The following is a 7,413-nucleotide window of genomic DNA, read 5'->3' as shown; positions in this document are numbered from 1 at the left end:
GTTTGGAGTACCAACCGCTGTAGCCAACATCGTGGCTAAACTCTTAGCCAAAAATGCCGAAGATCGCTACCAAAGCGCATTGGGATTAAAGCATGACTTAGCACACTGTCTGACTCAATTAACCGAGCAGGGTGAGATTGAACCCTTTGAGTTGGGCCAGGAGGATCGCTGTGATCGCTTTCTTATCCCCGAAAAACTCTACGGCCGAGAAACCGAAGTCCAAACCTTATTAGAAGCCTTTGAACGCGTCTCTCAAGGCCATTCAGAGCTACTACTCGTCGCAGGCTCCTCAGGCATTGGCAAAACAGCCGTCGTCAACGAAATCCACAAGCCCATTACCCAGAAAAGCGGCTATTTCATCAAGGGAAAATTTGACCAATTCAATCGAAACATTCCCTTTTCGGCCTTTGTGCAAGCCTTTCGTAGCCTCATGAGCCAACTCTTAGGAGAATCAGATGCTCAGTTATCGAGTTGGCAGGCCAAAATCTTAGCAGCAGTCGGTGAAAGTGGCCAGGTATTGATTGAAGTCATACCTGAATTAGAACGCATTATTGGTCAGCAGCCCCCCGTACCAGAACTGTCTGGAACCGCAGCCCAGAACCGATTCAACCTGCTGTTGGGCCAGTTTATTCAAATCTTCGCTACGCCAGAACATCCCCTCGTGATCTTCCTAGATGATTTGCAGTGGGCGGATTCAGCCTCCTTGAACTTATTAAAGCTACTAACGGATCAGTCGCATTCAGGATACCTCTTGTTACTGGGAGCCTATCGGGATAATGAGATATATCCTGCTCATCCACTGCGGTTGACTCTAGGAGAGCTGGAACAGCAGCAGATTCTCCGCTTACAGCCCTTGGATTTAGAAGACATTGGTCAACTGGTGTCAGAGACCCTGATGTGTGAGCTAGAGATAGCAACACCACTGGCTGAGTGGGTATACCAAAAGACCCAGGGGAATCCCTTCTTTACCACCCAATTTCTTCAAGAACTGCATCGAGACCAGCTGATTGTCTTTAACCATGAAACTGGCTGTTGGCAATGTAATGTACCCCAATTACAGCAAACCACCCTGACCGCAGATGTTGTGGACTTTATGGTGGCGCGGTTGCGGAAACTACCCGAACCGACTCAGGCGGTTTTGAAGAGTGCAGCCTGTATGGGCAACGCCTTTGATTTAGCCACCTTAGCAATCGTGTCCGAAAAGCCGCAAGCACAGATCGCCACAGAATTATGGCAAGCTCTGCAAGAGGGCTTTATTTTGCCCCACAGTGAAACCTATAAATTCTTTCAAAAACACCATACCCATTGTGAGATAGGTCCTCAAAAGGACATCAGCATTCGCTATCACTTCTTGCATGATCGCGTTCAACAGGCGGCCTATGCTCTGATTCCAGCGCAGGAGCAAGGAGACTATCACTTAAAGATCGGCCAACGCTTACTGACAGGCAGTGCTGAGCTTGCCTCAGATCACAGTATTTTCAAAATTGTGAATAGCCTCAATCAAGGGATGCATTTGCTTGAGGAGCAGTCGCAACGTCAGCAACTGGCTCAGCTCAATTTAGAGGCCGGACAAACAGCAAAAGCTGCGATTGCTTATACAGAAGCTGCCTCGTATTTTGAAGTAGGGATTCAGCTCCTCAACGAGCAGCGATGGCAGACACAATACGATCTCACCCTTGCACTCCATTCTGAGTTAGTGGATGTGCAGTATTTAAGGGGAGATTTTGAAGCCATTGAGGTGATCAGCGCCAAGGCATTAGAGCAGATTCAAGGTATGACGGATGCCATGCCCTTCTACCTTGCCCAAATTGCCAGCGACCAGGCCCAAGGGAAAATGGCAGCAGGTCTAGAGTTGGGGCTTCACGTCCTAGATCAACTTGGGATACATCTGCCGACAGACATTGATGACGAGACGGTTCAAGCAAAATTGAGTCACACCCTCACTCAATTTATGGCCAAAACGATCGATGATTTTGTGTTGCTCCCTCAATGTGATGACCTGCAGTTGTTAAGGACTCAGGATTTATTAACCCTGATGGTGGGATATACCTATAAATCGAAGCCCGAACTCTTACCGTTGATCATTTGTGAGCAAATCGAGCTGTTGCTTCAACAGGGCAATATTCCGGCCTCGGCTTCTATCTATGGCTTGTTTGGCATGTTGTTATGTGGCTTCCAAGAGTTTGAGTCGGGTTATTTTGCCGGTGAAGTGGCCCTGGCTGTTATGGAGGCGTTCCCGGCAAAGCAATTTGAGATGAGGGTCAGAAATCTCATTTATTCCTATGTTTACCCCTGGAAAAGTTCACTAAAGACTTGTATCCCTGAGTTAAGAAAGGGTTTCACCGTTGGCCTAGAGGCAGGAGATATCGAATATACAGCCTATGGGATTCACCATTATTGTCAGTTTCTATATTTTGCAGGTGTTGATTTAATCACTGCTGAACAAGAGATTGGCGTTTACAGCCACATTTTAGAAAGCTATCGACAGGAGGGGATGTTATCTAGTGTCCACGCCTTTCATCAAACGGTTTTAAATCTGATTGAAGCGGTTGAGAAGCCTTGGGAACTTGAGGGTGATGTTTTCCAAGAGTCTAAAATGCTGCCCTATTGGCAAGAACACCATCTTGACTTTTGTATTGCTTCTCTGTTTATTAACAAGCTGGTTTTAAGTTACCTATTTCATCAGCCTGCTTTAGGGATCGAATTTGCAGAGATGGCCCATCGCCGCTCCAAAGGGTTGACGGGAGACTTTCAGCTTTCTTATTTATTTCTGTATCAGGCACTTGCACGTTTAGCCATGTTTGATCAGGTGTCATCAGACGAACAGGAAAGCTATTTATCGCAAATTGTGCAGGCTGTAAAAACTTTGGAGCGATTTGCGCTTCATGCTCCGATGAATTTTCAACACCAGGTTGAGTTGATTAAAGCTGAAAAGAATCGTGTTTGTGATCAGAAGTTAGAAGCGCTGGAGCATTACGATCTAGCGATTGCGGGAGCGAAGGAGCATGGTTATATCCAAGAAGAAGCGCTTGCCAATGAGTTAGCAGCAAAGTTCTATCTAGCGTGGGGTAAGGAGAAAATAGCCGCAACTTATCTGCAAGAGGCTTATCACTGTTATGCCCGCTGGGGAGCTAAAGCTAAAACAGATGATCTTGAAGGACGCTACCCCCAATTAATCCAGCCCCTTCTTCAGCCAACCTCGCCTTCTGTCAACCCCTTGGACACCCTAGCCAGACTGGCTGAACCCAATTCATCGATTCTTGCTTCTAATTCGAGTCAGTCAACCTCGACTAATCTCAATGTAGCGTTTGATTTGGCGGCGATTCTCAAAGGGGCTCAAGCGATTTCAGAAAGCTTACACCTGGATCAATTGCTGGAAAAACTCGCCCCGATGATGCTGCAAAATTCGGGTGCCGATCGTTTGGTGCTTTTGCTCTCTGAAGCTGATAAAACTTGGCATGTCAGGGCTACTGCGACGCCTGACACGATACAACTGTCTTCATGTCTTCTGGCAGATCACCCGGATCTCCCCCTGCAATTGATTCAGTTCGTCAAAAATACTCAAGAAGTGCTGGCGGTCGATGATTTAGCAACCGATTTGCCCATTTTTGATAGCTATCTTGCAATTCATCAACCCCGGAGTGTTCTGTGTTTACCGATTCTGCATCAAGGACATTTGACGGGTCTGGTGTACTTGGAGAATCAGTTGGCATCGGGGGTATTTACGTGCGATCGCATCACTGTTCTCAACTTCCTCTGTACTCAAGCGGCCATCGCCCTAGAAAATGCTCGTCTGTATCAGTTAGAACAAAATAGAGCAGAGCAATTAGCGGCCTCAGAGCGACGTCTGCAAACCTTATTTGATCAGGCTGCCGATGCGGTGTTCTTGTTGGGTGATCAAGGCTTTATTAACTGCAATCAGGCAGCGGTAACTCTGCTGCAATACGCCCATAAATCTGAATTATTATCCCTCCAACCCCACCAAATCTCACCAGAAAGGCAGCCCGATGGTCAACGGTCTGTGGATAAGGCCCAATCCTTCATGCAGGAAGCCCTTCAACGGTGTAATCTCCGATTCGAATGGGTCCACAAACGCGCCAATGGCGAAACCTTCTGGGCAGAAGTCACCCTCACTCCTATTCGGTATCAGGAAGAAATAATTTTCCACTGTACCGTTCGCGAGATTAGCGATCGCAAACAACTCGAACAAGAACAAGCGAGACTTACCACTATTGTTGAAATAACGCCAGATTGGATTGGTTTGGCTAGTGCTCAGGGGGAACGGATCTGGTGTAATCAGCAGCTGAACGAGCTGCGCTCAGACCTCAATCCTCAGGAACGAATCCCGATTACTGCTTATCACCCAGAATGGGTCAATCAGATTATGCTCAATGAAGCGTTGCCTGCTGCAACGCAGCACGGGAGTTGGTCCGGCGAACTCGCTGTTTTGGACTCTGAAGGCAATGAAATCCCCGTGTCGCAAGTTCTAATCGCGCATAAAGCAGCGGATGGCACCGTTGAAAACTTTTCAACTATTATGCGAGATATTCGCGATCGCAAGGTTGCAGAAGAGAACCTTCGCTTTAGCGAACAACGATTTCGGCGTGCGATTAAAAATGCTCCCTTTCCCATCATGATCCATGCTGAAGATGGCGCAGTGCTCCAAATCAACACCACCTGGACGGAATTAACCGGCTATACTCACGCAGAAATTGCCACGACAGCTGCTTGGGCACAGCATGCCTATGGAGACGATGCGGCCAGAGTCCTTCAGGAAGTGATGGCTAAAAAGTATACCCTCACCTCCCGTTGGGAAGAAGGTGAGTTTTCTATCCGCACCAAGGCAGGCAACCAATGCCTCTGGCAATTTAGCTCAGCCCCTTTGGGGGTCTTACCGGATGGTCGCCGAACCGTCATTTCGATGGCGGTAGATGTCACGCAGCGGCGACAGGCAGAAGACAATCTAGAACAAGTCAATGCTCAGCTAGCAGAATACTCTCACACCCTAGAGCAAAAAGTGGAAGAGCGCACTCAGGCTCTGCAAAGGGCTAAGGAGCGGGCGGATAAAGCCAGCCAAGCCAAAAGTGATTTCCTCGCCAATATGAGCCATGAACTCCGCACTCCACTCAATGGCATCCTGGGCTATGCTCAAATTCTCAATCGTTCCACCACACTCACGGCTAAAGAACGTCATGGTATTGATGTGATTCATCAATGCGGGGCACATTTGCTCACACTGATCAATGACATTCTTGATCTCGCTAAAATCGAAGCGGGCAAACTTGAACTGGCTTTGACGGGGACCCATTTACTCACCCTGCTCCAAAGTGTGGTGGAAATGTGCACCATCAAAGCTCAGGAAAAAGAGATTGAGTTTATCTACGTGCCGAGTGCTCATGTGCCAGCCGGTGTTTTGGTGGATGAAAAATGTCTTCGGCAAGTCTTGATCAATTTATTAGGCAATGCCATTAAATTTACGGATTACGGCACGGTGACGTTTAGTGTCAACGTTCTCAAGCAGACGGCAGACCAAGCGTCACTACAGTTTAAGGTGAGTGACACAGGAGTGGGGATCGCGCCAGCCGATCTCTCTCAACTCTTTGGTGCGTTTGAACAGGTCAGAAACTCTCACAAATATTTAGAAGGCACGGGCCTAGGACTGGCGATTAGTCAGCGTATTGTCAAACTGATGGGCAGTACGATTCAGGTCAAGAGTCAGCTAGGGCAAGGGAGTGAATTCGCGTTTTGTGTTGATCTGTCCCTTGTCGCGGTTAATACCCCAGCCCAAAATATCCTTGACCCTCGTGGGCACATAATTGGCTATCAAGGCCAACGGCAGCATATTCTTGTGGTGGATGATCGGCTAGACAATTTGACGATGCTGATCAATCTCTTAGAACCGCTGGGATTTACCGTCACTTCGGCGCATAACGGTCAAGAGGCACTGGACCAACTCGGAGCCTTGCCGCCTGATCTGATGATTACAGATTTATCGATGCCTGTGATGGATGGGTTGGAATTATTACGGCGGGCGCGCAGTGAAGACTTACTCAAGGCAACTAAAGTCATCCTTGCTTCGGCCTCTGTGAGTTATATTGAGCAGCAAAAAGCCTTGGGTGGAGAGCGCGAGGTTGTGTTAGCGAAACCGATTGATACTATTGCTTTACTACAGACTGTCGCAGAGCAGCTCCAGTTGACCTGGATGTATGCCGATCCAAGCCAGTCTGGGCAACTACCCCCTACGTTTGTCGAGATGCAGTTGCCCCCTCCCCCAACCTTGGTCTCTTTGCAGCGGCTCGCCCAGCGGGGTTTAATCCAAGAGCTGCGATCGCAATTAGGCTATTTGAGGCAAGCGAGTGCTACCTATGGTCCCTTTGTGGAGCACATCTTGTCCCTTACCCAAGGGGTTATGGTTGAGGAGATGGCAGCAGTCTTGCAGGACTACCAAGCACAACAGTCTGTATATCTATTAGAAAACTCGATAAATGGAGATAGTCCACAGTCCTCTCCGATAGAAATGGTCTACCCACCCCAAAGTGACTTAGAAAGACTGATAGATATGGCCAATAAAGGCAGTATCTTTGAAATGTTAGATGAATTGTTGAAAATTCAGTCTTTTCATCCTAAATATGAAGTTTTTTGTCAAAAGATATTACACTGGTCAGAAGAGTTTAAACTCGATAAAATCCGAGCCTTTTTACAAGAAATCGTGAATCAAGAGGTCTCTTAACGCTCGTATATACCTTTGCTCTGCTTCTGACGACTGCCCTCTGTTTTGTGGATTCAGAGACTGTTTAAGATTGTGGAGGATGGGTGCTCGAAATATCAATCAAACAGTTTGCGCCTTTCAGGAGAAAGGTGATTGAGTTTTCCTGTTCAAGTTTGAACAACGGGTTTGAGGATACACTGCTAATCTGGGTATCCTCATCATGAATAGACATGACGGGGAACATGGATCCTTCAGCAGTGTGCCGCTTTCGCAACATTGCCCCCACAGGGTACGAACCCCTTGAAATCTTGCATGAGGGGCAGCATACACTAGTTTATAGAGCCTTGCGCAGTGAGGATCAAACCTCCGTTATTATCAAAACCTCAGCGCCTCAGTTAACCTTACGATCCTCAGATCACCTCGTTTTTCACCATCAATTTACGATTGGCCACCCTCTTGACCATCCAGGGATTATCCAGATGTGGGGGCTAGAGCCCTGTAACCATTCCTATGCTTTAGTGATGGAGGATATGCAGGGGGTTCCGCTCTCTGCCTTCTTACAGTCTCCTGTCTCCTTAACTGATGGGTTAGTGATTGCCCTGCAGTTGGCCGATATTCTCCACTACCTGAGCCAACAGCGAGTGTTGCACAAGGACATCAAGCCAGCTAATATCCTGATTCATCCTCAGACCCTTCAAGTCAAG

Annotated in this window: 2 protein-coding genes; both read left to right on the top strand. The window is 47.7% G+C overall.

Annotated features, from left to right (window positions below):
- Positions 1–31: 31 nt before the first annotated feature.
- Positions 32–6,730 carry an AAA family ATPase gene (locus Q0986_RS05635; RefSeq protein ID WP_299405594.1) on the top strand — a complete coding sequence of 2,233 codons (6,699 nt, stop codon included), beginning with the start codon at positions 32–34 and terminating at the stop codon, positions 6,728–6,730.
- 221 nt (positions 6,731–6,951) lie between these two features.
- A partial coding sequence (locus Q0986_RS05630) for a protein kinase (RefSeq protein WP_299405591.1) occupies positions 6,952–7,413 on the top strand: 462 nt, incomplete at its 3' end.

The sequence above is a fragment of the Acaryochloris sp. IP29b_bin.148 genome, assembly GCF_028285565.1.
Classification (GTDB): domain Bacteria; phylum Cyanobacteriota; class Cyanobacteriia; order Thermosynechococcales; family Thermosynechococcaceae; genus Acaryochloris.
Note: the sequence above shows the minus strand (reverse complement) of the source record. Positions and strands in the feature narration are given on the sequence as shown.